24 protein-coding genes, 3 tRNA genes and 1 pseudogene are annotated in these 26,379 nt (G+C 57.3%); 16 read left to right on the top strand and 12 right to left on the bottom strand.

The annotated features are described in order from the left end of the window. Positions 1-95 precede the first annotated feature (95 nt). Positions 96-341 carry a signal transduction protein PmrD gene (gene pmrD, locus GQR96_RS16040; protein ID WP_023318654.1) on the bottom strand — a complete coding sequence of 82 codons (246 nt, stop codon included), beginning with the start codon at positions 339-341 and terminating at the stop codon, positions 96-98. A 270-nt stretch (positions 342-611) separates the two neighbouring features. Between pmrD and GQR96_RS16035 the strand changes: the two genes are divergently transcribed. After that, the gene (locus tag GQR96_RS16035; RefSeq protein WP_049092399.1) at positions 612-2,234 is read left to right on the top strand and encodes an alpha/beta hydrolase; all 1,623 of its coding nucleotides are present in this window, start codon (positions 612-614) and stop codon (positions 2,232-2,234) included. Here the strand turns inward: GQR96_RS16035 and GQR96_RS16030 are convergent. The 3 genes and pseudogenes from GQR96_RS16030 to GQR96_RS16020 all read right to left on the bottom strand — a co-directional run bounded on the left by GQR96_RS16030 (position 2,145) and on the right by GQR96_RS16020 (position 4,874). Further along, positions 2,145-3,077, bottom strand: coding sequence for a nucleoside recognition domain-containing protein (locus GQR96_RS16030; protein ID WP_004203502.1), 933 nt, complete (start codon positions 3,075-3,077; stop codon positions 2,145-2,147). The two genes, GQR96_RS16035 and GQR96_RS16030, sit on opposite strands and share 90 nt — an antisense overlap. A 118-nt stretch (positions 3,078-3,195) precedes the next feature. Then, positions 3,196-4,110, bottom strand: coding sequence for an MDR family oxidoreductase (locus GQR96_RS16025; RefSeq protein ID WP_227502981.1), 915 nt, complete (start codon positions 4,108-4,110; stop codon positions 3,196-3,198). Next, a pseudogene (locus tag GQR96_RS16020) lies at positions 4,049-4,874 on the bottom strand (TetR/AcrR family transcriptional regulator). The gene GQR96_RS16025 and the pseudogene GQR96_RS16020 overlap by 62 nt, the downstream one beginning before the upstream one ends. Positions 4,875-5,366: 492 nt before the next feature. Here GQR96_RS16020 and GQR96_RS16015 point away from each other — a divergent pair. After that, positions 5,367-7,001 (top strand): Na+/H+ antiporter, encoded by a 1,635-nt coding sequence (locus tag GQR96_RS16015; protein WP_004203499.1) that lies wholly within the window; start codon positions 5,367-5,369, stop codon positions 6,999-7,001. Between the two features lie 93 nt (positions 7,002-7,094). Here the strand turns inward: GQR96_RS16015 and GQR96_RS16010 are convergent. Next, positions 7,095-7,170 (bottom strand) — tRNA-Asn (locus GQR96_RS16010). Positions 7,171-7,500: 330 nt separating this feature from the next. On the opposite strand from GQR96_RS16010, the gene nac reads away from it, so the two are divergent. The 3 genes from nac (at position 7,501) to ldtA (ending at position 10,495) form a co-directional block, all read left to right on the top strand. Further along, positions 7,501-8,418: a nitrogen assimilation transcriptional regulator NAC gene (gene nac / locus GQR96_RS16005; protein ID WP_004203498.1), complete on the top strand. Its 918-nt coding sequence runs from the start codon at positions 7,501-7,503 to the stop codon at positions 8,416-8,418. A gap of 106 nt (positions 8,419-8,524) precedes the next feature. Then, a complete protein-coding gene (gene cbl / locus GQR96_RS16000; protein ID WP_004180456.1) occupies positions 8,525-9,475 on the top strand; it encodes an HTH-type transcriptional regulator Cbl in 951 nt (316 codons plus the stop codon). Positions 9,476-9,553: 78 nt separating this feature from the next. After that, on the top strand, positions 9,554-10,495 hold the full coding sequence (gene ldtA / locus GQR96_RS15995; RefSeq protein WP_064757110.1) for a L,D-transpeptidase: 942 nt from the start codon (positions 9,554-9,556) through the stop codon (positions 10,493-10,495). A gap of 89 nt (positions 10,496-10,584) precedes the next feature. Here the strand turns inward: ldtA and GQR96_RS15990 are convergent. After that, a tRNA-Asn gene (locus tag GQR96_RS15990) sits at positions 10,585-10,660 on the bottom strand. A 100-nt stretch (positions 10,661-10,760) separates the two neighbouring features. Further along, positions 10,761-11,561: a DgsA anti-repressor MtfA gene (gene mtfA / locus GQR96_RS15985; protein ID WP_072140495.1), complete on the bottom strand. Its 801-nt coding sequence runs from the start codon at positions 11,559-11,561 to the stop codon at positions 10,761-10,763. Between the two features lie 90 nt (positions 11,562-11,651). Between mtfA and GQR96_RS15980 the strand changes: the two genes are divergently transcribed. Then, a tRNA-Ser gene (locus tag GQR96_RS15980) sits at positions 11,652-11,741 on the top strand. 274 nt (positions 11,742-12,015) lie between these two features. Here the strand turns inward: GQR96_RS15980 and ompC are convergent. Further along, positions 12,016-13,152 carry a porin OmpC gene (gene ompC / locus GQR96_RS15975; RefSeq protein WP_017900242.1) on the bottom strand — a complete coding sequence of 379 codons (1,137 nt, stop codon included), beginning with the start codon at positions 13,150-13,152 and terminating at the stop codon, positions 12,016-12,018. A 537-nt stretch (positions 13,153-13,689) separates the two neighbouring features. Here ompC and drpB point away from each other — a divergent pair. From drpB to GQR96_RS15955, 4 genes are all read left to right on the top strand, one after another. Further along, a complete protein-coding gene (gene drpB, locus GQR96_RS15970; protein WP_065877409.1) occupies positions 13,690-13,971 on the top strand; it encodes a cell division protein DrpB in 282 nt (93 codons plus the stop codon). Positions 13,972-14,012: 41 nt separating this feature from the next. Beyond that, positions 14,013-14,723 carry a phosphohydrolase gene (locus GQR96_RS15965; RefSeq protein WP_017900240.1) on the top strand — a complete coding sequence of 237 codons (711 nt, stop codon included), beginning with the start codon at positions 14,013-14,015 and terminating at the stop codon, positions 14,721-14,723. Between the two features lie 76 nt (positions 14,724-14,799). Beyond that, positions 14,800-16,200, top strand: coding sequence for a DNA cytosine methyltransferase (locus GQR96_RS15960; RefSeq protein WP_074384503.1), 1,401 nt, complete (start codon positions 14,800-14,802; stop codon positions 16,198-16,200). Then, a complete protein-coding gene (locus GQR96_RS15955; protein WP_023318645.1) occupies positions 16,181-16,675 on the top strand; it encodes a very short patch repair endonuclease in 495 nt (164 codons plus the stop codon). The genes GQR96_RS15960 and GQR96_RS15955 overlap by 20 nt, the downstream gene beginning before the upstream one ends. Here the strand turns inward: GQR96_RS15955 and yedA are convergent. After that, positions 16,650-17,561: a drug/metabolite exporter YedA gene (gene yedA, locus GQR96_RS15950; RefSeq protein WP_023318644.1), complete on the bottom strand. Its 912-nt coding sequence runs from the start codon at positions 17,559-17,561 to the stop codon at positions 16,650-16,652. The genes GQR96_RS15955 and yedA overlap by 26 nt on opposite strands. A gap of 183 nt (positions 17,562-17,744) precedes the next feature. Here yedA and GQR96_RS15945 point away from each other — a divergent pair, with 183 nt between their 5' ends. Continuing rightward, positions 17,745-18,656 (top strand): DUF808 domain-containing protein, encoded by a 912-nt coding sequence (locus tag GQR96_RS15945; protein WP_023318643.1) that lies wholly within the window; start codon positions 17,745-17,747, stop codon positions 18,654-18,656. Positions 18,657-18,773: 117 nt separating this feature from the next. Next, entirely contained in the window at positions 18,774-20,453 is a 1,680-nt protein-coding gene (gene dgcQ, locus GQR96_RS15940; RefSeq protein ID WP_065877412.1) for a cellulose biosynthesis regulator diguanylate cyclase DgcQ, read from the top strand. A gap of 299 nt (positions 20,454-20,752) precedes the next feature. Here dgcQ and yodD read toward each other — a convergent pair whose 3' ends face one another. Next, positions 20,753-20,974 carry a YodD family peroxide/acid resistance protein gene (gene yodD, locus GQR96_RS15935; protein WP_004203478.1) on the bottom strand — a complete coding sequence of 74 codons (222 nt, stop codon included), beginning with the start codon at positions 20,972-20,974 and terminating at the stop codon, positions 20,753-20,755. A 135-nt stretch (positions 20,975-21,109) separates the two neighbouring features. On the opposite strand from yodD, the gene dsrB reads away from it, so the two are divergent. Continuing rightward, complete coding sequence (dsrB, locus tag GQR96_RS15930; RefSeq protein ID WP_004203477.1) at positions 21,110-21,301, top strand: protein DsrB; 192 nt, start codon at positions 21,110-21,112, stop codon at positions 21,299-21,301. Positions 21,302-21,333: 32 nt separating this feature from the next. Here dsrB and rcsA read toward each other — a convergent pair whose 3' ends face one another. Beyond that, complete coding sequence (gene rcsA, locus GQR96_RS15925; RefSeq protein WP_004203475.1) at positions 21,334-21,957, bottom strand: transcriptional regulator RcsA; 624 nt, start codon at positions 21,955-21,957, stop codon at positions 21,334-21,336. 374 nt (positions 21,958-22,331) lie between these two features. Between rcsA and yedD the strand changes: the two genes are divergently transcribed. Then, positions 22,332-22,766 carry a lipoprotein YedD gene (gene yedD / locus GQR96_RS15920; protein ID WP_072140493.1) on the top strand — a complete coding sequence of 145 codons (435 nt, stop codon included), beginning with the start codon at positions 22,332-22,334 and terminating at the stop codon, positions 22,764-22,766. Between the two features lie 41 nt (positions 22,767-22,807). Here the strand turns inward: yedD and amyA are convergent, their stop codons facing one another. Next, a complete protein-coding gene (gene amyA, locus GQR96_RS15915) occupies positions 22,808-24,295 on the bottom strand; it encodes an alpha-amylase (RefSeq protein WP_004203469.1) in 1,488 nt (495 codons plus the stop codon). Positions 24,296-24,495: 200 nt separating this feature from the next. Here amyA and tcyJ point away from each other — a divergent pair, with 200 nt between their 5' ends. Continuing rightward, the gene (gene tcyJ, locus GQR96_RS15910; protein ID WP_004203468.1) at positions 24,496-25,296 is read left to right on the top strand and encodes a cystine ABC transporter substrate-binding protein; all 801 of its coding nucleotides are present in this window, start codon (positions 24,496-24,498) and stop codon (positions 25,294-25,296) included. 95 nt (positions 25,297-25,391) lie between these two features. After that, positions 25,392-26,378, top strand: coding sequence for a D-cysteine desulfhydrase (dcyD, locus tag GQR96_RS15905; protein WP_004203467.1), 987 nt, complete (start codon positions 25,392-25,394; stop codon positions 26,376-26,378). The last annotated feature ends 1 nt before the right edge of the window (position 26,379 follow it).

Below are 26,379 nucleotides of genomic sequence, written 5' to 3'. Positions count from 1 at the left end.
CGATAGTATGTCACAGCGTGAAAAGGGCGAAGGGGAATTTATCTGTCAGATGCGAAGAGACCCAGATCATCTCTGGCAAAGGGGTCGGACCCGATTTATTTGCCGGCGTTTGCCCAGCGCTCACTGCTATAATGGGTTGCTTTGAGGATCTTCAACGTCTGTGTCGGGTTATTATTCAGACAATAACGCGCATCGGCCAGCGGAGTAAGTTTATCGCCTTCCTGCAGGTCAAGGCGACAGGCTTCAATTTCAGCAATCATCGCTAATGTACCGCTCTGAAGCACGACGCAGCAGGGGCTGGTCATTGAATTTTTTCTCACTTTTTTTACCCACCACTCCATCTATATCTTCCTGTCCTGATCACATCCCTGCCGATAATTCATGTTTCCTGAAGGCCTGACAATAAGATTATCCCCTTGGTTTATACAGTGTTTAAAAATAGGCGACCTAACGTTGATCTCAGCGGTAGGCTTTTTTTCGCTGAACATGAATGATCTGCCGGGTTTAATTTGCCGGAGCCGATGACTATGCTGAGAAGCAGACAGTGAAAATAGCCTGTCAGGAATAGGGCAGCTGAGTTCGGCTATGCGAAAAATAATAGAGAGAGCGTCATGAAGCATCTTTTACGCCACTGGCGAACGTCAGGCGCCGTTATTGGCTCACTGTTAAAAAAAGGGATCGTTGCGGTGCTGGCGCTGCTGGTGGTGTTTCTCGCCGGACGGATCTATGAGTCCCAGCGCGGCCCCGCGCTGCATTCCTGGCATACCTGGCATGGCAACGAGATGACGGCCAAAGAGATCGACCAGGCGACCTTTGCCCAGTATCTGGCGCGGGAGAAAACGATTTTCGCCGATCTTCAGCGCGAGGTGACAGAGGCCTTGCCGGAAGAAGATAAAACCCCAGTCAACCGCTTTTATCGCCATAGCCGGGTCTGGCCGGGACAGTTTACGCAGGACTGGAACCGCTCTTTTGTACTATTGCCGCAGGGCAAACCGCGCGGCAGCGTGGTGCTGCTCCATGGCCTGACCGATTCGCCCTACAGCGTGCGCTATCTGGCGCAACTCTGGCGGCAGCGGGGCTATGTGGCGGTGGCGCCGCGTTTGCCGGGCCATGGCACCGCGCCGGGGGCGTTAACCGCCGTTGACTGGGAGACCTGGCTGGCGGCAACGCGTCTGGCGGTGCGCGAAGCGACGCGCCTGGCCGGGGCGGACGTGCCGCTGCATCTGGTCGGCTACTCTAACGGCGGCGCGCTGGCGCTCAAGTATGCCCTCGATAGCCTGGAGGACAGCCATTTACGCCAGCCGCAGCAGATTATCCTGCTGTCGCCGATGATCGGCGTGACGGCGTTTGCCCGTTTTGCCGGTCTCGCCGGGCTGCCGTCCATCTTCCCGGCGTTTGCCCGTGCGGCCTGGCTAAACGTGGCGCCTGAATTTAACCCGTTCAAGTACAACTCTTTTCCGGTAAAAGCGGCGAGACAGTCCTGGCTGTTAAGCCAGGCGCTGCAGCAGCAGATTATTCGCGCGTCCCGTCAGGGGGAGCTGAAAGCGCTGCCGCCAGTCCTCACCTTTCAGTCGGTGATGGATTCCACCGTCAGCACCCGGGCGGTGGTGGAGTCCCTGTATCGCTACCTGCCGGACAACGGCAGTGAGCTGGTGGTGTTCGACATAAACCAGGCGGCGGATCTCCGGGTCCTGTTCCGTCCCGCGCTCTATGCGGCGGTGAATACGCTGCTGCCGCCGGCGCCGAGGGCCTATACCACCACGGTGGTGACCAACGCGACGGCGCATACGCTGCAGACCGTCGCCCGCACTACGCTGGCGCAGGAACGGGAAGAGCATCGTTATCCTCTACACCTTGCCTGGCCGGCGGATATGTACTCCCTGTCGCATGTGGCGGTGCCGTTTCCCCTGAGCGACTCGCTGTATGGCCGCGAGCCGGACGAGAAGAACCGCTACGGCATTAGCCTGGGCACCATTTCACTGCGTGGAGAAACCGGAACGCTGAGCGTGGGGCTGGAGACGTTAATGCGCGTCACCTCTAATCCTTTCTTTCCGTGGATGCTGGCGCGCGTCGATGAGCATATCGCCTGCGGCGAGCAAGCGGCGGTAGTGGCCTGCCTGAAGGCGCAGGCCAGCGCGCAGGCGTTAAAAGAGGCTCAGGTGCAGGACGGTGCGCAGCAGAATGCCGACGATCGCCGCGGGAACCACGAAGCGAAACAGGCGGACAAACCGTGAGCTGATGCCGAGGAAAATACCGATTCCGGGCAGATCGAAGGTCTGGATCAGCAGGCCTGCCGAGGCGTTGACCTGGCTGACGGTGACTTTGCCCTGCTGGATCAGCTCGGAAATGACGCCAAAGTAAGCGGTGCCTCCGGCGACGCACTTCACCAGCGCCGGCAGCACAAAGTTCTGCGGAATGTGCAGCCAGCCGAGCACCGGTTTCAGCAGCTGCTGCAGCAGGTCGATGGCGCCAGCGCCCTGCAGCAGTCCGACGATGGTTAACGACAGGATCAGCATCGGCACCGCGCCGAGCGCCAGGCGGATGGCGTCGGAGCCGGCGCTATTGATCACCGCCAGAATGCCCTGACTGTTCTGCTCGGCGTTGGGCAGCGCTTCCGCGCGAGGATTCTCGGCGACTGATAAGCGCCGTCCGGTGACGTGCCAGGCGACTGCTGCCGCGCACAGGCCGCCGACCACTGAGATAACGATCGAGGCCAGCCAGTGGAGGCCGAAAGGGGTGAGGGGATAGAAGACGTTGCCTTGCCCCATGGCGAAGACCATGGCCAGCGTGGCGGCCATTTGCCGGTCAGAAACGCCGCGTTTGTCCATAATGGACAGCGTGGCCAGCGGGGCGGCGAAGCTGACAAAGTTAATCTGGATCAGGGCGAAGGCGCTCATCCCGGTTAAGCCGAAGGGCTTCAGCAATGGCGCAACCCAGCGCACAATCACATCGAGGATGCCGCGGACCTCCAGATATTTCATGATAATCAGCATGATCACCATGATCGGCAACAGCGTATACAGCGCGACGTCAACGGACGATTTGCCCGCCGCCATAATGATGCTTATGACATCCATTTACGTTCTTTACCACTCGCAAAGCCATTCGTTCGCGTCATCATAATCCCGTGGGGAAGGAAATGATATGTCAGGATCGCCCGGGGGACCGGCGCCATGGGGCGCCGGGAGGAGAGAATTACTGGCCGATGTTGACCAGCGTGCGGCCATGAATATTGTTGCTGAGGAAATCTGCGGCATACGCTGGCGCCTGCTCCAGCGTGATTTCGGTGGCTGTCTGCTGGTAGTAGCCCTCCGGCAGCAGCTGGGCCAGACGCTGCCAGACCGCGTCACGTTCTGCGGTGGGCACCATCACCGAATCCACCCCCTGCAGACGCACATTGCGCAGAATAAACGGCATTACGGTGGTCGGCAGATCGAAGCCCCCGGCCAGACCGCAGGCGGCGACGCAGCCGCGATATTGCGTTTGCGCCAGCACTTTAGCCAGCATCGTGCCGCCAACGGTATCCACCGCGCCCGCCCACAGCTGTTTCTCCAGCGGGCGGGTCTCTGCGAAGTCGCTGCGCGGCAGGATGGCGTCGGCGCCGAGCTGGCGAAGGTAATCGTGCGTCGACTCGCGGCCCGATACTGCTGTCACCCGGTAGCCGAGCGCTTTCAGCAGTACCACGGCGGTGCTGCCGACCCCGCCGCTGGCGCCGGTGACCAGGATATCACCGCTTTCCGGGGTGATGCCCGCACTGACGAGGGCATCGACGCACAGCATTGCGGTAAAGCCGGCGGTGCCGATGATCATCGCCTGGCGCGCGCTGAGTGCCTCCGGCAGGGCAACCAGCCAGTCGCCTTTGACACAGGCCTCGGTGGCCAGACCGCCCCAGTGGTTTTCGCCCACGCCCCAGCCGGTGAGGATCACGGCCTGGCCGGGAACAAAGCGCGGATCGCGGCTTTCACTTACCCTGCCGGCAAAATCAATCCCCGGCACCATCGGGAACTGGCGGATGATTTTGCCTTTGCCGGTGATCGCCAGGGCATCTTTATAGTTGAGACTCGACCAGTCGATGGCGACCCGCACGTCGCCTTCGGCAAGGGCGGGCAGGTCAATCGCTTTGACGGCGGCCACGGTGCGGTTGTCAATCTGGTCCAGAACTAATGCTTTCATGACTGAGTATTCCTCGTCTGAAGGGAGTTATCGGCGCTATCGCCGTCCTGTGCAGGTGTTATTGTCATCATATTGTGCGCAAAGAAATCCCAGTACTGGTTAAGGGGAGCGGCGGACTGGACCAGCCTGGCGCGCATCACCGCGCCTTCCCAGCCGATCCAGAACACCTGGGCCAGCGCCTCCGGTGAGGTGTCGCTGGCAATCGCCCCGGCAGCCTGCGCCTCGTGCAGGCAGCGGGCCACGCGCGCCTCCCATGCCGCCAGGATGGCCTGCAACCGCTGTGTAAATGCCTCGGGCAACAGCGGAGCTTCCTGCAGCAGGTTGCCTACCAGACAGCCGCGACGAAACTGGTATTTCTCCATTCCCTGACCGGCATCTCGCACGAAGGCCGCCATCCGTTCCAGCGGCGGCACGGCGTCGTCCAGCAGGAATTTATCTAATTTATGCGCAAAGTAGTCGCCATAGGCGGCAAGCACGGCGAGGCCAAAGGCCTCCTTGCTTTTGAAACAGTGGTAAAACGACCCCTTTGGCACGGCGATATTCTTGATTACCGCATCAATCCCCGCCGCGAGATAGCCCGTTTCGGTCAGCACCTCCAGGCCCGAGCGAATCAGCGCCTGGCGGGTGTCGACAAACTGCCGATTGGCCTTTGGCGGTCGGCCGCGGCGGGGCTTCATGTTGGCGGAGATAGCGGGATTCATCATTTAGACCGTGTGGTTTAATTGTTTGTCAGGGTACCCCCAATCCTGGTATGGGGCAAGCAATGTATGGCAGCGAAGGGCGGGATTTCGAGGCATTCGGCTTATGAAGGCGACGCGGATTATCCATAATGGCTAATGCATGGATATCGGGCCGTTACGACAGAGAATATCAATCCGCTGAGGCTATTCCGCTGACCATATATCTCTCTGGTCGCCACGGAATGATAAGGATGAATGGTAGAGATTATATTGCCGGGCTGACGATGATTTGCAGACCATGGCGGATTGACAATGCCGGCATGATAAAACACATTGTCCCCCCTGAACGGGCGCCGGTTGCCACCTCAGTTTAAATAAACACGCCGCCAGACAGGAAAGCCTGTCCTTTATTATCGGCGTCTGGATAAATAACCCGCCGCTGAAACCACACCTGCGAAAAAGGAATAACAGCCTGATGTACAGAATGAATATTGCCGTCAAAGGAGGGGAGGAATGTCGCTAATCGCTATTGTGCTGGTCTTTATCATGGCCATCGTGGTGACGGTGTTCATTTCCCATCTTCTGCCCGTTAAAGTGCCGCTGCCGTTGATCCAGATTGCGGCGGGCGCCGCGCTGGCCGCCGGTGGTTTTCAGGTCGATTTCGATCCGCACATCTTTTTGCTGTTGTTTATCCCGCCGCTGCTTTTCCTCGATGGCTGGCGGATCCCGAAAGACGCGTTTTTCCGCGATATGAAGCCTATTCTGTCGCTGGCGATAGGCCTGGTGATGGTGACTATCCTCGGTATTGGCCTGTTTATTCACTGGCTTATTCCGGCGATTACCGTGGCGGCGGGGTTCGCCCTGGCGGCGATTCTGTCACCCACCGATCCGGTGGCGGTATCGGCAATGACCGCCAGCTCGCCGCTGCCTTCCCGGATGGCGCATATCCTCGAAGGGGAGTCGCTGTTAAACGATGCTTCGGGTCTCGTCGCTTTTAATTTCGCCATCGCCGCGGTGCTGACCGGCAGCTTCTCACCGGGAGAGGCGGTGATGAAGTTTTTCCTGATGGCGTTCGGGGGCATCCTCAGTGGGCTCGTGGTGGTGTGGGTCACCGGCAAATGTAATAACTTTCTGGTGCGGCGCACCCGCGAGGAGCCGGCCATCCAGATCCTGATCAGCCTGCTCATCCCCTTCGCCGCCTACCTGCTGGCCGAGGCGTTCCATGTCTCCGGCATTCTTGCCGCCGTCGCCGCCGGCATTGCGATGCACTATGAGCAGCTGTCGGGGCCACGGCTTCCCGCGACGCGCATGAAAAGCAGCGCGGTGTGGTCCATGCTGCAGACTACCCTCAATGGGATGATCTTCCTGATGCTGGGCGAGCAGTTGCCCCGCATGCTCAGGACGTTGCCGGCGGTAGCCAGCCAGGCCGGCGTCCCTTCGCCCTGGTATCTGCTGCTGTACGCCGTGGCCATCACTCTCGCGCTCGGTCTGATGCGTTTCGCCTGGGTATGGCTGTCGATGACGCTGACCATTTTTCGCCGTAAACGCCGGGGCAAGGCCATCACCGTCCGTCCGCGATTCAGCATCCTCGCCGTCATGGCGCTGGCGGGGGTTAAAGGCTCCGTGACGCTCGCCGGTATTCTGACGCTGCCGGCGGTGCTGGCGGATGGTTCACCATTCCCGGGCCGCGAACTGCTGATCTTTCTCTCAATGGCGGTGATCCTGATGTCGCTGGTGGTGGCGGCTATCGGTCTGCCGTTCATGACCCGCTATCTTGCCGATGATTTACCCCATGACACCGGCAAGGACGATATTGGCGCCGTCATGACCGAAGTGGCCATCAACCGGCTAAATGCGCTACTCGACGAGCCGGTGGAGGATCCCACTGAGCAGGCCCTGCGGGCGGATGCCGGTAATATGCTACTGGAAACCTACCAGCGTCGGCTTCACTATAACGACAATGACGAAGGGCAGGACGTCGGGCTGGAGCTGGCGAAGCGCGCCAGGCTGGAGAAATATATGCAAAGAGAGGTCATTATCGCCCAGCGTCAGGAGCTGTTCCGGCTGCGTCGCGCCCACAACATTAGCGATATCACCTTTTATGAGGTGCTGCGGGAGATAGACCTGAAGGAAGAGAGTTTGCGCTAGGGGCGCCATTGCTGGAGGGGAGCCTTCGCCCTCCGGCCGCGCAGCTGGCGCGGAAAAGCAAAAAGCCTGCTCGAAAGCAGGCTTTTTTAAATTTGGCTCCTCTGACTGGACTCGAACCAGTGACATACGGATTAACAGTCCGCCGTTCTACCGACTGAACTACAGAGGAATCGTGTGAACGGGGCGCATATTAACGATGCCACCCGGCCTTGTCAAAGCCTGATTCAAAGAATTGCGTTCGACTGCTGACAATTTCAGCAACCCTCACTCGTGCGCTGTTTTTTTCAGCAGATTGCACCGTTGTAGTGCGAATGTACCCCTAATGGGGCATACCACAATCTGCTTACCGGGCAAATAAAAACCGGATTGCTATCACTATCCCTTATAACACCGCCTGTGGCGGGCAGCGGCAGCGGAAATGAAAAGCTGGCAAGCAAATTGCAAAACCAGTTTCATCATACTTCCAGCGTTGACGCTGGCGTTCCTTACAGGAGGCAAAATGAACTTAAGACGACTGAAATATTTTGTGAAAATCGTCGATATCGGCAGTCTGACCCAGGCCGCTGAAGTCTTGCACATCGCCCAACCGGCCCTCAGCCAGCAGGTTGCGACCCTGGAAGGTGAAATGGACCAGCAGCTGCTGATACGCACTAAGCGAGGGGTCACGCCAACGGAAGCCGGTAAAATCCTGTATACCCATGCGCGGACCATCCTGCGCCAGTGTGAGCAGGCGCAGCTGGCGGTCAATAACGTCGGTCAGACGCTGCGTGGCCAGGTCTCGATCGGCCTGGCGCCGGGCACGGCGGCCTCTGCCATTACTATGCCGTTGCTGCAGACGGTGCGTAATGAACTGCCCGAGGTGATGGTCTATCTGCAGGAGAGCAGCGGCACGGCGCTGAATGACAAGCTGCTGGCGGGCCAGCTGGATATGGCGGTGCTGTATGAGCGTTCGCCGGTGGCCGGCATCGTCAGCCAGCCGCTGCTGAAAGAAGATCTCTACCTGGTCGGTACTCGCGATTGCCCGGGGCAGAGCGTGGACCTCACGGCGGTGGCGGAGATGAACCTGTTTCTGCCGCGCGACTACAGCGCTGTACGGGCGCGGGTCACCGAAGCGTTCACCCTGCGTCGGCTGTCGGCGAAAATTATCGGCGAGATTGAATCCATTACCACCCTGACCGCGGCCATCGCCAGCGGCATGGGGGCGACGGTCCTGCCGGAATCCGCTGCCCGCTCCCTGTGCGGCGCGGCGAACGGCTGGATGGCGCGGATTAGCACGCCGTCAATGAGCCTGTCGCTGTCGCTGAACATGTCGGCGCGCGGCGGTTTGTCGCCGCAGGCGCAGGCGGTGAAGGAGATCCTGCTGTCTCTGGTGAGCCGTCCATCGCTGGAGAACCGCGAACTGCAGCTGGTGAGTTAGGCTATATTCTCTTAAAGAATAAGTTGCTGGTTTTTATTATTTGTTACCCGGGACAACAGACTTTAACAATAGCAGATACGTTAAGTCCATTGGCCCGGAGGAAAGGGTGAACTTCCAGCAACTGAAAATTATCCGTGAGGCGGCCCGTCAGGATTACAACCTGACGGAAGTCGCGAATATGCTCTATACCTCGCAGTCAGGCGTCAGCCGCCATATCCGGGAACTGGAAGAGGAACTGGGGATTGAGATCTTTATCCGTCGCGGCAAACGCCTGTTAGGCATGACCGAGCCGGGTAAAGCGCTGTTATCCATTGCGGAGCGGATCCTCAATGAAGCCAGCAACGTCCGGCGGCTGGCGGATCTCTTTACTAACGATGCCTCCGGCGTCTTAACCATCGCCACCACTCACACCCAGGCGCGCTACAGCCTGCCCCCGGTGATTAAAGCCTTCCGCGAGCTGTTCTCCGACGTTCGCGTCGAGCTGGTGCAGGGCACCCCGCAGGAAATTGAAGCGCTGCTGCATAACGGCGGGGCGGATATCGGCATCGCCAGCGAGCGTCTGAGCAACGACCCGACGCTGGCGGCTTTCCCCTGGTTTCGTTGGCATCATAGCCTGCTGGTACCCAAAGACCATCCCCTGACCCAGGTGTCTCCTCTGACGCTGGAGGCGATTGCCCGCTGGCCGTTAATCACCTATCGCCAGGGGATCACCGGCCGTTCGCGGATCGATGAGGCCTTCAACCGCAAAGGGCTGATGCCGGATATTGTGCTGAGCGCCCAGGATTCCGATGTCATCAAGACCTACGTCGAGCTGGGGCTGGGCGTCGGGCTGGTCGCCGAGCAGTCCGGGGATGCCCGCGAAGCGGACACCTTTACGCGCCTCGATACCCGCCATCTGTTTGATGCCAATACCGTGTGGCTGGGACTGAAGCGGGGCCAGCTGCAGCGTAATTACGTCTGGCGCTTTATCGAATTGTGCAATGCCGGACTGTCGCTGGATGAGATCAAGCGCCAGGCGATGGAGCCGGAAGAGGCCGCTATCGACTATCAGATTTAAGGAAATGCTGGCCAGCGGATCGGGGAGAGGAAATACCGCTATAATTCACACACGAGAGTCGCGACTGAGGAAGGGAAAATGACGATGCGGCGTGTGAAATTACTTTGTTCGGCGCTGATGCTGCTCGCCAGCCACAGCGCGCTGGCCGTTAGCTATCCGCTGCCGCCGGAGGGGAGCCGTCTGGTGGGCAGCGCATTTACCATTGCCGTGCCGGAGAACAACACTCAACCACTGGAAAGTTTTGCCGCCCAGTACGGCCAGGGGTTGAGCAATATGCTGGAGGCTAACCCCGGCGTCGATGTCTATTTGCCGCACTCCGGTTCGACGCTGACCATTCCGCAACAGCTGATCCTGCCTGACACCGTGCGGGAGGGGATCGTCATCAACGTCGCCGAGATGCGTCTCTATTATTACCCGCCGCTGGGCAATAGCGTGGAAGTCCTGCCAATCGGCATTGGTCAGGCGGGACGTGAAACGCCGCGTAACTGGGTGACGGCGGTAGAGCGCAAGCAGGAGGGACCCACCTGGGTACCGACCGCCAATACCCGCCGCGAGTATGCGAAAGAGGGCAAAACGCTGCCGGCGATGGTGCCGCCCGGGCCCGATAATCCGATGGGGCTGTATGCGATCTATATCGGCAGGCTGTACGCCATCCACGGCACCAATGCCAACTTTGGTATCGGGCTGCGCGTCAGCCAGGGATGCATCCGCCTGCGTAATGACGACATTAAATTCCTGTTTGATAACGTGCCGGTTGGGACGCGCGTCCAGCTCATCGATCAGCCGGTGAAGTACAGCGTGGAGCCGGACGGCAGTCACTGGCTGGAGGTGCACGAGCCGCTGTCGCGCAACCGCGCGGAGTTTGAATCCGACAGAAAAGTCCCGTTGCCGATGACCTCGGCGCTGCGCGAGTTTACTCAGGGGCCGGGAGTGAGTCCTTCGCAGGCCGAGCAAACCCTGCAGCGCCGCTCCGGCATGCCGGTGAATATCAGCGCCACAGCGGCGCAGGGAAGTTTGTAGCGGTGGAAAAAGTTAAGCCTTGATGCGGGATGGCGGCCCGGCGGGGCCCGAAAAGCAAAAAGCCTGCTTAAAAGCAGGCTTTTTAAATTTGGCTCCTCTGACTGGACTCGAACCAGTGACATACGGATTAACAGTCCGCCGTTCTACCGACTGAACTACAGAGGAATCGTGTGAACGAGGCGCATACTACTGGCCCGGCATTTTTGTGTCAACACTAAAATTAACTTGCTGATTCAAATGGCTAAATTTAGCTCAACACGTTGTTTTAGTGAACAGTGCGCCGATCGTCTTCGTCCTGCAGGCCATTCTCCCGTCTGCGCGCCAGCGGATCCTGGCGGTAAAAATGGCAAAAACGCTGCCACAGGGCCGGGAAGCGGGGCGCGAACAGTTCAGGCGCGCTGAAAAAATATTCCGATAGGACGGCAAAGCACTCAGCGGGATCGGTGGCGGCATAGGCGTCAATGCTGGCTGCGCTTTCCCCCACCAGATCTATCTCATCCTGAATGTTGTTCATCGCCGCGTGGAGATCGTGCTCCCAGCCGGCGACTTCGCGCAGTGGGATCAGCGGTACCCCGCTGGCCCGATCGCCATTCCGCGTATCGAGCTTATGCGCTACCTCATGCACCACAAGGTTAAAGCCTGACGCATCAAAGGAGTCCTGAATATCCAGCCAGTTCAGCACCACGGGACCCTGCTGCCAGCTTTGCCCCGATTGCACCACCCGCTGGTTGTGGACCAGGCCAATATCATCCTCCCATTCATCATCCACGACAAACGGGGCAGGGTAGATCAGCACTTCATGAAAACCGTCCAGCCACTCTATCCCCAGCTCAAGTACCGGCAGGCAAAAGAGCATAGCTATCCGCGCCTGATGCAGCGGAGTCAGCTCCAGTCCCTGAAGCGCTACCAGACGTTTTTGCTGTAGGAAACGGCCAGCCATCTGCGTCAGCTTATGCTGCTCAGCGGGCGAAAGGTGGGCTAAAACCGGAATGGCAAGCGCTTGCTCCCAGGGCATCTCTGCGTTGCCGGACTCATCATCTGCTTTCCAGGGCCATTTAAACATCATATTGCTCGCAAAGTCGTCACTTGAACACGATTACCGAAACGGGAGCTATTAAAATGCCAAAGATCCTGGCATTATAGCAACCACAACAGCGGAGAGATGCCGGAGCGGCTGAACGGACCGGTCTCGAAAACCGGAGTAGGGGCAACTCTACCGGGGGTTCAAATCCCCCTCTCTCCGCCACTATTCTTTCTCTGACCATTCCCCTTCAATAACACCGTTAGCTTCAGGTATAACGCCTGCGCTGGGGTATCGCCATCATCATCGTCCTGGTTTCAGCGTAAAGACGCGGTACTTTGCCTTGTCCTTGTGTGGTCTTACCGCCGCAATTTGCCCGAACGAGCTTAAACGCATCATAAAGAGGGAAGGTACGCCTGGAAAGCGGCAATGTCGAAAAGAGTGATCTCAACGGAGCGGGAACAAGAAAAAGCCCGCTGAGCGCGGGCTTAGATGGGGATCAGAACTGGTAAACCAGACCGAGGGCCACGATATCATCGGTCGAGATACCGTTGTTGCTGTAGAAGCGGTCGTCTTCGTCCAGCAGATTGATTTTATAATCCACATAGGTGGACATATTTTTATTGAAGTAGTAGGTCATGCCGATGTCGACATACTTGACCAGATCCTTGTCGCCGAAGCGAGAAGAGGAGTAGAGATCTTTACCCTTTGATTGCAGATAGGCCACAGACGGACGCAGCGGTAAATTATACTCATCGAACTGGTACTGGGCGACGACTTCAAAGTTCTGCGTCTTGTTGGCAATAGCGCCGTTGCCGTAGAAGGTCATGTTGCGGGTTTCCGCATACATGGCGGCCAGATAGATGTTGTTGGCGTCATATTTGGCGCCGACGGTCCAGGCGTCGGCTTTATCACCGTTGGCATAAATATGGCTGCTACGTGCTGCCGCCAGCTGGTTATGGGTACGGTCGGAAGATGAGTAGGCGGCCCCGAAGCTGATGCCCATATCGAGATCGTAGTAGCTGGAGATACCAAACCCGTCGCCATTTTCCCGCGCCAGTTTACGAGCACCACCGTTGTTAGTGCCTTCGCCAGAACCGGCGTTTTCATTATTACCCTGATACTGCAGGGCGAAATGCAGGCCGTCGACGAGGCCGAAGAAATCGCTGTTACGGTAGGTGGCCACCCCGTTGGTGCGGCCGGTCATGTAAACGTCGGTCTGGGTGTAGGTATCGCCGCCGAATTCTGGCAGCATATCAGTCCAGGATTCGATGTCGTACACCACGCCGTAATTACGGCCATAGTCCAGTGAGCCATAGTCAGCAAACTTCAGACCGGCGAAGGCCAGACGGGTCCAGGAATTCGCTCCTTCATTTTCGCTGGTATTGGCCTTGATATTGTATTCCCACTGACCGTAGCCGGTTAACTCGGAAGCGATCTGCGTTTCGCCTTTGATGCCAAAGCGTGCATAGGTCTGATCGCCGTCCTCTGAAGTGTCGTCTGAGAAATAGTGCAGGCCGGCGACTTTCCCGTAAAGGTCCAGTTTGTTGCCGTTGTTGTTATAGATTTCCGCGGCATTAACGGCATTGGCCATTAATAATGCCGGAACCATGAGAGCCAGTACTTTTCTTTTCATTATATATTCCCTTTTAATAATAATTTCTGTGAATTATGACAATCCCTCCGGAATGACTATCAGATACTAACGACCAGGTTCATTTTTATTTAAAATAAAATATGTAAATAAATAATGTAAGATATTGCAAAATATTTCCAAACGGTTCGTTATATTAAATTTAAATGAATCTTCTTTTATTATTATTTTATTATATAGCAATGGGTTATGTTGCTTTGTCGCGGCCTCGGTTAACCAAATGAAATTATTTGTATAAATTTACGGCGAGAGGGTTATTCAGCATTTAAATATAATTTATGAGTAAAACTCGCCGGGGGAGATAAGTACAATACGCGGCATGGTTGATGTCGTTAATGTTTAATCCTGTGGGTAAGTAATAAAGAACAAACCCTTGGGTATTTCCATTGGCAGCATAAGAGATAAGTAGGTGCAGAAGACAAGGATGAAACTGCTGCCTGTGGCGCAGGTTGGCGGTATAATGTGATGCGTGTCACGTTTTGGGTGGCAGTAGTATGATTTGTCACGGAGAAGAATGAGATGGAAGAGCAGGCAAAACGCAGCCCGGGCGGCAAACTCGCGCTCTGGGCGTTGTATGCCTTTTGCGGATATTGTGTCTGGGTCATTGTGCGTTACTGGTGGGTGGTAGGGAAAATTCACAGCGTTCCCGGCGCCAGCGCGGAGTGCGACTTTGGCACAATGGCAGGGAAATGGCTTGGCGCCCTGTTGGGGATGCTGGTGCTCGCCGGCATTGGCGCGATCCTTGGTGCTGTCGTCTGGTATACACGGCCCGCCAGAAGCAGGCGGGATCATCGGTCGTAAAGTTGCTATGCTCGAGGCTGACCTTCAGATAAGGAACGCCTATGAACCTGGTAGACTGGCAGCAACGATTTGAGCACTGGATACTGACGCACCACGCCCAGGAGGATGCGGCGCACGATCTGTCCCATTTTCGTCGCGTCTGGGCCACCGCCACCCGGCTGGCCGCCGGGGAGGTGGAAGTCGACAGGCTGGTGCTTCTCACGGCCTGCTATTTTCATGACATTGTCAGTCTGCCTAAAAATCATCCGGAGCGAAGCCGCTCCTCGATGATGGCTGCCGAGAAAACCCTGGCGATTTTGCAGTCGTCGTTTACCGATTTTCCCGCAGACCGCTATGCGGCGGTCAGCCATGCTATTGAGGCGCACAGCTTTAGCGCGGCGATCCCGCCGCGCACGCTGGAGGCGAAAATCGTCCAGGACGCCGACCGTCTCGAGTCGCTTGGGGCGATTGGCCTGGCGCGGGTCTTCGCCGTCGCCGGCGCCCTGAACACCATTCTGTTTGATGCCGACGATCCTTTCGCCGACCGGCGAGCGCTGGATGACAGAAAATATGCCCTCGACCATTTCCAGTGCAAACTCCTGCGCCTGCCGGAAACCATGCAGACCGCCGCAGGAAGGGCTATGGCGCAGCATAATGCGCGCTTCCTCGTTGAGTTTATGGCCAAGATCAGCGCGGAGCTGAAGGGGGAGCCTATGACGCTGGATGAGGCGGTTTTACGCCGCTTTGCACCGCAGCCGTCAACCGACCAGTGATTTATGGTACTCTCTGCAAAAATCGTCCGCGCTGGTTGAGGATATGCCACAAAAGTTAATCAAGGAAAACAGGTCGTTGTCATTGACGGAGCAGGCCGGTGAAGAGGCTCAGGCGCTGCTGCGTCAGCTGATGACGATCTACGATGTGAAAACGCTGGTCGCCGAGCTGGTTAGCGTCGGGGAGCAGCACTGGAGCGCGGCGATCCTCAAGCGCGTGGCGGCCCTCGGCCGCGCGGCGGGGCGTTTGCGTCCGCAGGAGGTCGCTCATCTGGCGACGCTGCTGCCGTCGCCGCCGGCCCATCATCCACACTATGGGTTCCGCTTTGTCGATCTGTTTGCCGGTATCGGCGGGATCCGCAGCGGTTTTGAAGCCATCGGCGGGCAGTGCGTCTTTACCAGCGAGTGGAATAAGCATGCGGTGCGCACCTATAAGGCCAACTGGTATTGCGATCCGCAGCAACACCGTTTCAATGAAGATATCCGCGATATCACCCTCAGCCATCGCCCCGACGTTAGCGATGACGAGGCGGCGCAGCATATCCGCGAGACTATCCCGCAGCATGATGTGCTGCTGGCCGGCTTTCCCTGCCAGCCTTTCTCACTCGCCGGCGTATCGAAAAAAAATGCCATGGGTCGCGCCCACGGCTTTGCCTGCGAAACCCAGGGGACGCTGTTTTTTGATGTGGTGAGAATTATCGCCGCCCGTCAGCCGGCGATCTTTGTGCTGGAGAATGTTAAAAATCTCAAAAGTCACGATCAGGGACGCACCTTCCGCATCATCATGCAGACACTGGATGAGCTGGGGTATGAGGTCGCTGACGCCGGGCATAGCGGGCCGGACGATCCGAAAGTGATCGACGGGCGCCATTTCTTACCACAGCACCGGGAGCGCATCGTGCTGGTAGGCTTCCGTCGCGATCTGCACCTGCACGAAGGGTTTACGCTGCGCGATATCGCGGCGCTTTACCCGGCGGTTCGGCCAACATTTGGCGAGCTGCTGGAGCCGACGGTGGATGCCAAATTTATCCTCACGCCGGTACTGTGGAAATATCTTTATCGCTATGCGCGCAAGCATCAGGCGCGGGGCAATGGCTTTGGTTATGGCCTGGTGGACCCCGCCAATCCCCACAGCGTGGCCCGGACGCTTTCCGCCCGCTACTATAAAGATGGCGCCGAAATTCTCGTCGATCGCGGCTGGGACCGGCCGCTGGGCGAGACGCATTTTGACGATCCGCAGAATCAACAGCGGCGTCCTCGTCGGCTGACGCCGCGGGAGTGCGCCCGATTGATGGGCTTCGAATCGCCTCAGGGGGCGCGTTTCCGCATCCCGGTGTCGGATACCCAGGCCTATCGTCAGTTCGGCAACTCGGTGGTGGTTCCGGTCTTCGCCGCGGTGGCGAAGCTCCTGGCCCCGCGCATCGCTCAGGCGGTGGCGCTTCGCGAAGCGGATGATAACGATGGCGGATGTTCACGATAAAGCCACACGCAGTAAAAATATGCGGGCTATCGCCACGCGCGATACGGCGATCGAAAAGCGGATAGCGGCGCTGTTGACTCAGGCGGGATTCACCTTTATTGCTCAGGATCGCGAGCTGCCGGGGCGCCCCGATTTCGCTTTACCCGACTACCGTTGCGTCATCTTTACCCACGGCTGTTTCTGGCACCACCATGACTGTTACCTGTTTAAGGTGCCGGCCACCCGGACGGCGTTCTGGCTGGACAAGATCGCCGGCAACGTAGCGCGCGATGCCCGTGACCGGCAAAAGCTGGCCGCGCAGGGCTGGCGGGTGCTTATCGTCTGGGAGTGCGCCCTGCGCGGTCGCCTGAAGCTGAATGACGAGGCGCTCACCGAGCGTCTGGAAGAGTGGATCTGCGGCGCCGGACACGACGCGCAGATCGACACCCAGGGGATCCGCGAACTGGCGCTTATTTCGACGCCTTACAAGGAGTAACTTCGCTGCGAACCGGGAAGAGATATTTGCCCAGCGTCACCAGCACGACGGCGAAAATAATCACCGCCAGCGCCAGCCACTCGATCAGTGACAGGCTTTCGCCACCGAATCCGGTGCCAAGGAGAACCGCTACCACCGGGTTGACATAGGCGTAGCTGGTGGCCACCGCCGGGGTGACATTGCGGATCAAAAACATGTAGGCGTTGATGGCAATCAGCGAGCCAAAGATAGCCAGATAGGCTACGGCGGCGATCCCGGACCACGACGGAACGCGGGTTAAGGTTTCACCGCTCAGCCATGAGGCGGCCAGCAGGACGATCCCGGCGGCGAGCATCTCGATTGCCCCCGCCATCATGCCGGTCGGCAGCACGATCCGCGAGCCGTAAACCGAGCCGAAGGCCCAGCTCAGAGAGCCAATCAGAATCAGCAGTGCGCCCCAGGGGTTGCCGTTCAGGTTGCCCCCGCTGTTAAGCATCACAATACCCGCGAGGCCAATGGCAATCCCCAGCCACTCCAGCTTCCGAGTGGCGATGCCGAAAAAGCGGCTGAAGCACAGGGTGAACAGCGGAACGGTGGCGACCATCACCGCGGCGATCCCGGAGGGAACGTGCTGATGTTCGGCCAGGGTGACAAAGCCGTTGCCGACGGCCAGCAGCAAAACCCCGATCAGCGCGGCATTAAGCAACGGCCTGCGGGCCGGCAGTTTATGGCCGGTGGCCAACAGCCATCCCAGCAGCAGCACGCCGGCAGAGAGAAAGCGAATTCCGGCCATCATCAGCGGCGGCCAGCTGGCGACGCCGACGGCGATGGCGAAATAGGTAGAGCCCCAAATGATATACAGCGCAAACAGCGCCCCGATAAGCGGTAACAGCTGACGGGTAGACATACTTCCTCACGACGGTGCAGAGATAGAAAGGGGACATATAGTAAACGTGAAAACTATCCTGCTGGCGAGCGCTTAATTTGCGCCAGGTTGTTAAATTTATATTGACTAATTGTACCTTGGGCAGCGGCCGTTTTTTAACGCATACTCGAGGGAGACATTGATGAAAAGAGAAGGAAAATCATTTTGGCAGGAAGTAGTCTTTTAACATTACTTGATGATATCGCCACGCTGCTGGACGATATCTCCATGATGGGCAAGCTGGCGGCGAAAAAAACGGCGGGGGTGCTGGGCGACGATCTTTCCCTGAATGCCCAACAGGTGACCGGCGTGCGGGCAAATCGTGAGCTGCCCGTGGTCTGGGGTGTGGCGAAAGGGTCGTTCGTCAATAAAATCATCCTCGTGCCGCTGGCCCTGCTGATCAGCGCCTTTATTCCCTGGGCGATCACGCCGCTGCTGATGGTGGGTGGCGCGTTTCTCTGTTTTGAAGGGGTGGAGAAGGTGCTCCACAGTCTGGAAGCGCGTAAGCACAAGGAGGACCCAGCGCAACGGCAGCAGCGTCTTCAGGCGTTGGCGGATCGTGACCCGCTGGCCTTTGAGCGTGACAAAGTAAAAGGGGCGATTCGCACCGACTTTATTTTGTCCGCGGAAATTGTCGCCATCACCCTCGGCATTGTCGCGGAAGCGCCGCTGCTGAATCAGATCCTCATTCTCTCAGGGATCGCGATTCTGGTCACCGTCGGGGTCTATGGCCTGGTGGGGGTGATCGTCAAGCTGGATGACATGGGTTACTGGCTGGCGGAGAAACGCAGTACGCTGGCGCAGTGGCTGGGCAAAGGGTTATTGGCCGTGGCTCCCTGGCTGATGAAACTGCTCTCTGTCGTCGGGACGCTGGCCATGTTCCTCGTTGGCGGCGGGATTGTGGTCCACGGTATTGCGCCGCTGCACCATGCCATTGAGCACTGGAGCGCGGGCCTGGGCGGCATGTTGGCCGCCTTGCTGCCGATGGTGGTCAATCTGGTGCTGGGTTTTATCATCGGTGCGGTGGTACTGGCCGGCGTCAAGGCGGTGAGCCGCCTGCGTGGCGCGGCGAAGTAGTCAGGTGCGGCGCAGCGGATTGGCGCCGCGTGGTCTACGCTAAAAAGCGCGTCCGGTATCGACAGAAACCGCGTGCGCTGACAACGTCAGGTTTGCGCAACGTACTACGAGAGAAAGATGGATAAGCCACTGCGGTTGAAGTTGAAAAAGCGCTACTTCCTGACTCGCCCGGCACATGTGGTTAACGTTTGTTTTATCGTGGTGCTATTTTTCTCCACGCTGTTGATCTGGCGTGAAATCAACGTCCTGGAAGAGGCCTACGTGGCGAACCAGCGCAATAATCTGGCTAACGTCGCGCATGAAATGGATGGGCTGCTGCAGTTTAACATCGACAGGATGATGTTTTTTCGCCACGGTATGCAGTCCGCACTTGAACGCCCCCTCGACGTCGATGTGTTGCACGAGGCCAGCCAGCGCTATCTGAACCAGCGCCATCAGGAGATTTGGCGGGTGGCGCTCCCGAACCGCCGGACGCTGCCGGTGTTTGGCGTCTCGGAGAGCGTCGTCAGGGAGCACCCGCTGCTCTTGCCGGACGATCCGCTGGTGGTCAATGAACTGATGGCGACGCTGGAGCTGGGTTATCTGTTAAATCTGACGCAGCATGACCGCGATTTTGCCGAGCGGATGCAATATATCTCCCGCAGCGGCTTTTTCACCTCGACCCTGCCGCTGCGCGATGAATCGCAGGTGAAGACGCACTATTCGCGCGCTATCAGCGCCCTCTGGTTTACCCGGCAGACCCAGCGGAACAATCCGTACCGCGGCGTTATCTGGCAAACCTTTCCTGACGATGACCCACAGCTGGAAGAGCAGGTGGTTACCGCCTCGATACCGCTGGATTTTGCCGGTTACTGGCGCGGCGTGCTGGCGATGGATTTCTCAGTCAGCGAAATAAAAGCATTTTTAATCAGCGCGATGAAGGGCGGGCAGGAGGGGGAATACCAGCTTTATGACAGCCATCTTAGCCTGCTGACCTCCTCTGCGCCGGGGAATGTCCTGACGCTGCTGTCGCCGCGCGAGCAGGAGCTGCTCAGCCGCGCGTTTGCCCATGATAACCAGGGCGGCCTGCGTCTGCTGACGCGCTATATCAGTTGGGCCAAACTACGGAATTTTGACGGCGTGCTGCTGCGGATCCACACCCTGCGGGAAGGCGTACGCGGCAACTTTGGCACCATCACCATCGCCCTGACCCTGATGTGGATCCTCTTCACCTTGATGCTGCTGCTCTCCTGGCTGGTGATCCGCCGTATGGTCCGCAATATGAGCGTCCTCCAGACCTCTCTGGAGTGGCAGGCCTGGCACGATGCCTTAACCCGCCTGCTCAATCGCGGGGCGCTGTTTGAAAAGGCGATGGCGCTCGCCAGCGCCTGCCAGCGCAGCGGACTACCGCTGGCGGTGATCCAGCTCGATCTGGATCACTTTAAGAGCATTAACGATCGCTATGGTCATCAGGCGGGTGACAGGGTGCTGTCGATGGTGGCCAGTACCCTTGCCGGCACTGTGCGGGAAGGCGATTTGCTGGGCCGCGTGGGGGGAGAGGAGTTTTGTGTCGTGCTGCCGAATACCACGCTGCAGGAAGCGGCGGCGATAGCGGAGCGGCTACGCCTGCGTATTCATGGCCGGGAGGTCTTTTTGCATAACAACGTGACGCTGCGGGTCAGCGCGTCGTTAGGGGTAAGCGCCAGCGAAGAGCAGGGAGAGTATCACTTTGAAGCGCTGCAGTCGGTCGCCGATGGTCGACTGTATCTGGCCAAGCAGAATGGCCGCAACCAGGTCTGTTTTCGCAGCGAAGCGTGAGTAAAACGTTTCGCTCGCGCCAGCGGATTTGAGATTTATCTTAAAGTAATGTCTGGCGATCGTACTATCGGATGAAACCGGTTTGCGGCTAAGCCTTCTCGCATCAGCCTTGCAGCCCTTTCTGCTGCGAAGCGCCGACTTTCTCAATATTTTGCGTCATGAATATCGCTTGTCATGCAAAATAATTGAGGATAATGTTTCAACGCATCGGATTTCCCGGTGTAACGAATTTTCAAGTGCTTCTTGCATTAGCAAGTTTGATCCCGACTCCTGCGAGTCGGGATTTTTTTCGCCCATCACTAGCGGTTGGCTTCACTGGCGCTGAAATCATGAATATCGAGTTCAAATGCCTCCGCCAGTTCGCGCCAGGTATGCGCCCCGCGGCCATCAATACTGGCGCGCTGAGGGTCATCGAGGATGCGGTGGACTTCGCTTTCGCTGATCTCATTAATCGCCGCCAGTAGAGCATCAACGTTGACATCAACGTCGTTCCCGGTCTGGTCTGTCAATCGGTTCTTCATCATTACCCCCCTCGCTGAGCGTCGCTCAAGCCTTTTTAAGTATAGTCGGTCTAAAAAAACGCCAGTCACCGGCCGCGACGCTGCGAGCGGCGTGGTTTTGTTCTACACTGGCTGAAAATAGAGAGGAGATGGATTATGCAGGTGAACGATCGTGTCACGGTGAAGACCGACGGTGGCCCACGTCGATCGGGCGTAGTGCTGGCAATTGAGTCGTTTAGCGAAGGGACGATGTATCTGGTTTCGCTGGAAGACTATCCCCTGGGGATCTGGTTTTTCAATGAAATAGGGCACCCGGATGGGATCTTCGTGGAAAAAGAAATCTCGTAAAACCGAACTGGCGGGACCACCGCCAGTTTGTTTCAGCGTAGATTCACCTGAATACCACTGGTAATGTTTTCGGTCAGCCGAACGATGTGGTAAATCACCTGCTTATTATGCGTCTGTATTTTCTTTTTAATATTACCTTTGTGCGATGATACCGTTTTCGCTTTGATGTTCATTTGCGTTGAAATTTGCGAAGTACCATGCCCGGCCATCCACATTTGCAGCATATTTGATTCTGTTTTGCTTAGCGACAACGTCGGTAAATTCAACTGCCCCAGGCTCGTGTTCTTGTATTTAAGATAATTAACCAGAATGACATCAAGGTCTTTTGGGGTGATCGATTTTGAACTGATTAGCAGATTCTTACGTACCCGCAGATAGCGGTCAAAATGGATGTTCGCCAGCGACATAAAAATCACAAACAGCGTCGCCGGATTTTGCGTGATGATCTGGCGAATAATGTTATTACTTTCATCATCATGCACAAAGCAATCTTCATTCAGAAACACCACCGCCGGGCAACATGACGCACAGTGCCTGTGCAGATCCTCAGCGCAGTTGACCTCAACGATTTCCTGTTTTTTAATTCCCCGACTGGTCAGATATCCCGTAAGTCCTAACCGGGTATAACTGCACAAATCCATAATCATCGTTGACATGACCCATCCTCAATCAACACGTAACGATATACACTTCGCACTGGCTGTGCGAAGCAGTCCTTGCGGGCGGTAATAATAGTAGGTTTAAGAAAGAACCCATTAGTTCCATTAAACTATTCCGCATCTCTGCATATAATTTGCCAGGAAAACTCTTAAAGTAAAGTCGAGAACCGGTAGTGTGAGCGAATTAAAAACAAAAAGTGCCCGTGGCTGCTATGGTTAGGCGCCAAAGATTCTTTTACTTTCAGAATTTCCTTATTTCATATGAAGGTCGCGATGCCTGGCCGTGTTTTACCCGGCTTCTCCGTCCGCTGCGGGGGTGGAAGGCTTAACGCTTTAATGCCACAATACTTTTTTATCAGCTTGTGGGATGAATGATGAAACAGTTAGTTTTTGCTGGCATGGTGGTGGCGCTGGCCGGATGCGTGCAGGTTGATCGTTACGAAGACGTTGTTAAAGCCCCCGCGCCGGCAGGCCTGGAAGGCTACTGGCAGACGAAAGGGCCGCAGAGTGAGATGATGAGTCCGGACGCCATCGCCAGCCTGATCGTCACCAAAGATGGGGACACCTTCGACTGCCGCCAGTGGCAGCGCGTGATCGCCCAGCCGGGGAAACTGATGAACCGCGATAGCGATATCTACAACGTGACCGCTTCCCTGGATATCTACCCGATCGAGCGCGAGGGCAACACCCTTTCCTACGATCGTATGACGTTGACCCGCGTTGAACGTCTCACCCCGGAGTGCGAGAAAGCGTGGGCTAAAGCGCGTGCCACCGCTCCAGTCAGCGCGCCGACCACCGCGCACTAAGATTCCGGCGGGCCACCGCTGGCCCGTCCGGCGTCAGATGACTACAGCACCGCCTCCAGCACCCACACGCTGACGCTTCCTCCGTTACAGGTAAAGGTGGCGCAGCCTTCGCCGTCGGTTTCGACAATCTCTTCCCGATTGCCCAGGAAATCCCGCCAGCGTTTGTTGCCATAATTCTCGCCCAGCGTCAGGGTCTTTTCTCCCTCATCACCATTGGACATCACCACCACGCAGCCGGGATCCTCGTCCGTGCCGCTGCGGCTGAAGGCAATGCAGTTGGGGTGATCGAACCAGAGAGTCTGCACGCCGTGGGCAAAACGCTGACGGGCGTCGATCAGCTCGTGGAGTTGTTCGATAACGGGCATTTCTATGGCGTAGGTTTGTCCGTCGCCGCCGGTATCCTCATAGGAGGCGCCGAAGAGATCGGCATAGAAGACCGAGGGTACGCCATTTTCACGCAACAGGATCAGCGCATAGGCCAGCGGTTTAAACCATGGCTCAACAGGCGCCTCGAGCGCCTGCAGCGGCTGGGTATCATGGTTGGTGACCAGGGTGACGGCATGGAAGGGGTCGGCTTCCACCAGCGTCCCGCTGAAAATCTGGCTCATGTCGTAATCGCGCCCCTGGCGGGACGCTTCATGAAATTTCATCTGCAGCGGGGCGTCAAACAGCATCGTCTTGCCCTCGACCAGATCGATATACTGCTGGAGCTTTTCCACTTCATGGGACCAGTATTCCGCAACAATAAACAGCGGCTGCGGGGCTACCTCCTGAACATGCTCGATCCACGCTTTGTAAAACCATGCGGGGATATGCTTCACAGCGTCAAGACGAAAACCGTCGCAACCGGTTTGCTCCATCACCCAGCGCGCCCAGTATTTGATCTCTTCGGTGACGGCGTGATTACGAAAATCGATATTGGCGCCCATCAGGTAGTCGAAGTTGCCAAGCTCGTCATCGACCTGTTCATTCCAGCCTTCGCCGGTGTAGTCGTTGACGATTTTAAATACACCGTCTTCCGTCGGATTCTCGATGTGGTCAATGCCGCTAAAGCACTTGTAGTCCCAGACAAACTGCGAATACTGTCCGGCGCGCACCGGGAAGGTATAGCGAGTCCATGCCTCGCACTCGATGATCGTCTCGTCAATTTGCGTGCGATCCTGCTCATCAACGCGCTGCACGCGCAGGGCCTCTTTTTCATCGGCGCCCATTTTATGGTTCACCACCACGTCCAGCAGCACGGCGATGTCGTGCTCCTTCAGGGCGTTGATTGCCGCCAGCAGCTGGGTCTTATCGCCATATTTGGTGGCGACAGAGCCCTTTTGATCAAACTCGCCGAGGTCGAAGAGATCGTAGGTGTCATAGCCGACGGAATAGCCGCCCGAGGCGCCTTTGTAGGCGGGGGGCAACCAGACCATATTGATGCCGATTTCGTTAAGACTGGGGGCCAGCGCTTCGACTTCACGCCACAGTTCGCCGCCGGCGGGGTAGTACCAGTGAAAACATTGCAACAAGGTGGGGTTTTTCATCTTCCATGCTCCTGACGTCAACAGGCTGACCTTTGCAGTATGGGAGATATCCCGCAAAACGGGTGAGGAAAGCCCTGAATTTCGCTATACCCTAAAGCGGATCATATATAATAAATTTGCATAAGATGTAGCGTAACGATGTTGGTGTCGGGCCGTTAAGCGCTTTACACTACAGGAAAATCCTAACCTTCGGGGTATCTATGAAATTAGCACTTCTGGGTCGTCAGGCGCTGATGGGCGCGATGGCCGTTGTTTTGATGGCTGGCGTTAGCGTGAAAACTTTTGCGGCGGAAAACCTGCTCAATCAGATTAAAGAGCGCGGCACCCTGCGCGTGGGCCTCGAAGGCACCTATCCTCCTTTTAGCTTCCAGGGCGATGACGGTAAGCTGACCGGCTTTGAAGTGGAGTTCGCCAACGAGCTGGCGAAACATCTGGGCGTGAAGGCTGACCTCAAACCGACCAAGTGGGACGGTATGCTGGCCTCGCTGGATTCCAAGCGCATTGACGTGGTGATTAACCAGGTCACTATCTCTGATGAACGTAAGAAAAAATACGATTTCTCCACCCCGTACACCATCTCCGGTGTGCAGGCGCTGGTGAAGAAAGGCAACGAAGGCGCGATTAAAACCGCAGCGGATCTGAAAGGCAAGAAAGTGGGCGTCGGGCTGGGCACAAACTATGAAGAGTGGCTACGTCAGAACGTCCAGGGCGTGGATGTCCGCACCTATGATGACGATCCGACCAAATACCAGGATCTGCGCGTAGGCCGTATTGACGCCATTCTGGTTGACCGTCTGGCGGCGCTGGATCTGGTGAAGAAAACTAACAACACGCTGGCGGTAACCGGCGAAGCGTTCTCCCGTCAGGAAGCTGGCGTTGCACTACGCAAAGGCAACGATGACCTGCTGAAAGCGGTAGATGGCGCGATCGCGGATATGCAGAAAGATGGCAGCCTGAAGGCCCTGTCAGAGAAATGGTTTGGCGCTGACGTGACAAAATAAAGGCCAGCGGTGAAAAAAGGCGCTCCTGGAAGCGCCTTTTTTTATTTAGCGCGTAACTGTGTGCATAATGAAGCATAACTGAGTCAGGAGGGGCCATGTCACTGCAAAATTTAACCCGCTTTCCGCGTCTGGAATTGATCGGCGCGCCGACGCCGCTGGAGTATCTGCCGCGTCTGTCCGATCACCTCGGGCGCGAAATATTTATCAAACGTGATGATACGACGCCGTTGGCGATGGGGGGAAACAAACTGCGCAAGCTGGAGTTTCTCGCCGCCGATGCGCTGCGCGAAGGGGCGGATACTTTAATTACCGCCGGCGCGATCCAGTCTAACCATGTGCGCCAGACGGCGGCGGTCGCCGCCAAACTGGGCCTGCACTGCGTGGCGCTGCTGGAAAATCCCATCGGCACCCGTGCGGAGAACTATCTGAGCAATGGCAACCGCCTGCTGCTGGATCTGTTTAATACCCAGGTTGAGATGTGCGATGCCCTGACCGATCCCGCTGCGCAGCTCGACGAGCTGGCGACCCGTATCGAAGCGCAGGGGTACCGCCCGTATGTCATTCCGGTCGGCGGTTCAAACGCCCTTGGGGCGCTAGGCTATGTGGAAAGCGCGCTGGAAATCGCCCAGCAGTGCGAAGACGCGGTGGAGATTTCGTCGGTGGTGGTCGCCTCCGGGAGCGCCGGCACCCATGCCGGACTGGCGGTCGGCCTTGAACAGCTGATGCCGCAGGCGGAACTGATTGGGGTGACGGTGTCGCGCGCTGTTGCCGACCAGCTGCCGAAAGTGGTAGCGCTGCAGCAGGCCGTGGCCAACAGCCTTGAGCTGCAGGCGAAAGCCGACATCATCCTGTGGGACGATTACTTTGCCCCAGGCTACGGGACGCCAAATGAGGAAGGAATGGCCGCCGTGAAGCTGCTGGCGCAACTGGAAGGTATTTTGCTCGACCCGGTTTATACCGGCAAAGCGATGGCCGGACTTATCGATGGCATTACGCAGAAACGCTTTAAGGATGAAGGGCCGATTTTGTTCGTCCATACCGGCGGAGCGCCGGCGCTGTTTGCCTATCATCCTCACCTCTAAT

It is taken from the genome of Klebsiella sp. PCX (genome assembly GCF_021869705.1).
Classification (GTDB): domain Bacteria; phylum Pseudomonadota; class Gammaproteobacteria; order Enterobacterales; family Enterobacteriaceae; genus Klebsiella; species Klebsiella quasipneumoniae.
The sequence above is the reverse complement of the archived record's forward strand: the minus strand, read 5'-3'. Positions and strand labels throughout refer to the sequence as shown.

What these genes read in the sequence shown, in the direction of transcription:
- yodD (WP_004203478.1), bottom strand. Translation starts at nt 20,974, where the DNA reads ATGAAGAACCGATTGACAGACCAGACCGGGAACGACGTTGATGTCAAC.
- GQR96_RS15965 (WP_017900240.1), top strand. Translation starts at nt 14,013, where the DNA reads ATGAACCTGGTAGACTGGCAGCAACGATTTGAGCACTGGATACTGACG.
- pmrD (WP_023318654.1), bottom strand. Translation starts at nt 341, where the DNA reads ATGGAGTGGTGGGTAAAAAAAGTGAGAAAAAATTCAATGACCAGCCCC.
- dgcQ (WP_065877412.1), top strand. Translation starts at nt 18,774, where the DNA reads ATGGATAAGCCACTGCGGTTGAAGTTGAAAAAGCGCTACTTCCTGACT.
- ompC (WP_017900242.1), bottom strand. Translation starts at nt 13,152, where the DNA reads ATGAAAAGAAAAGTACTGGCTCTCATGGTTCCGGCATTATTAATGGCC.
- ldtA (WP_064757110.1), top strand. Translation starts at nt 9,554, where the DNA reads ATGACGATGCGGCGTGTGAAATTACTTTGTTCGGCGCTGATGCTGCTC.
- GQR96_RS16015 (WP_004203499.1), top strand. Translation starts at nt 5,367, where the DNA reads ATGTCGCTAATCGCTATTGTGCTGGTCTTTATCATGGCCATCGTGGTG.
- drpB (WP_065877409.1), top strand. Translation starts at nt 13,690, where the DNA reads ATGGAAGAGCAGGCAAAACGCAGCCCGGGCGGCAAACTCGCGCTCTGG.
- mtfA (WP_072140495.1), bottom strand. Translation starts at nt 11,561, where the DNA reads ATGATGTTTAAATGGCCCTGGAAAGCAGATGATGAGTCCGGCAACGCA.
- yedA (WP_023318644.1), bottom strand. Translation starts at nt 17,561, where the DNA reads ATGTCTACCCGTCAGCTGTTACCGCTTATCGGGGCGCTGTTTGCGCTG.
- GQR96_RS15955 (WP_023318645.1), top strand. Translation starts at nt 16,181, where the DNA reads ATGGCGGATGTTCACGATAAAGCCACACGCAGTAAAAATATGCGGGCT.
- dcyD (WP_004203467.1), top strand. Translation starts at nt 25,392, where the DNA reads ATGTCACTGCAAAATTTAACCCGCTTTCCGCGTCTGGAATTGATCGGC.
- GQR96_RS16030 (WP_004203502.1), bottom strand. Translation starts at nt 3,077, where the DNA reads ATGGATGTCATAAGCATCATTATGGCGGCGGGCAAATCGTCCGTTGAC.
- yedD (WP_072140493.1), top strand. Translation starts at nt 22,332, where the DNA reads ATGATGAAACAGTTAGTTTTTGCTGGCATGGTGGTGGCGCTGGCCGGA.
- dsrB (WP_004203477.1), top strand. Translation starts at nt 21,110, where the DNA reads ATGCAGGTGAACGATCGTGTCACGGTGAAGACCGACGGTGGCCCACGT.
- GQR96_RS16035 (WP_049092399.1), top strand. Translation starts at nt 612, where the DNA reads ATGAAGCATCTTTTACGCCACTGGCGAACGTCAGGCGCCGTTATTGGC.
- amyA (WP_004203469.1), bottom strand. Translation starts at nt 24,295, where the DNA reads ATGAAAAACCCCACCTTGTTGCAATGTTTTCACTGGTACTACCCCGCC.
- tcyJ (WP_004203468.1), top strand. Translation starts at nt 24,496, where the DNA reads ATGAAATTAGCACTTCTGGGTCGTCAGGCGCTGATGGGCGCGATGGCC.
- nac (WP_004203498.1), top strand. Translation starts at nt 7,501, where the DNA reads ATGAACTTAAGACGACTGAAATATTTTGTGAAAATCGTCGATATCGGC.
- rcsA (WP_004203475.1), bottom strand. Translation starts at nt 21,957, where the DNA reads ATGTCAACGATGATTATGGATTTGTGCAGTTATACCCGGTTAGGACTT.